The sequence below is a fragment of the Rhizobium sullae genome, from assembly GCF_900169785.1.
Lineage (GTDB): Bacteria > Pseudomonadota > Alphaproteobacteria > Rhizobiales > Rhizobiaceae > Rhizobium > Rhizobium sullae.
In genome coordinates this window covers 1-304 of the sequence record NZ_FWER01000222.1, presented here as the reverse complement: position 1 = coordinate 304, position 304 = coordinate 1, and the positions used below count along the sequence as shown (strand labels likewise).

Genomic DNA, 304 nt, shown 5'->3' with positions numbered 1-304 from the left:
GCAGGCAGCAGGTCGGGCGTGAACTGAACGCGTGAAAGCTCTGAGTCGAGATTTTTCGCCAGGCTCTTGATCGCCCGTGTCTTCGCAAGGCCCGGCAGGCCTTCGACAAGCAGATGGCCGTTGGCAAGAAGACCGAGCAGAAGACGCTCGACCATCGCCTCTTGGCCGATGATCGACGTGCCGATGCGATGGCCGAGCTGAAGAATGTCTTCACGAGCTGACATGGCGCTCTCTACGATTGACAGGGATGGGCGCGCCGAGACATGGCGCGCCCATATCGTGCTACTTCTCGATGCCACGATCC

Annotated in this window: 1 protein-coding gene; it reads right to left on the bottom strand. The window is 60.2% G+C overall.

Annotated elements, in window-relative coordinates; all coding sequences use genetic code 11:
- Positions 1-224 (bottom strand): AAA family ATPase (locus tag BN1800_RS39870; RefSeq protein WP_179214046.1); only part of this gene is annotated, 224 nt, incomplete at its 3' end.
- Between the last annotated feature and the right edge of the window lie 80 nt (positions 225-304).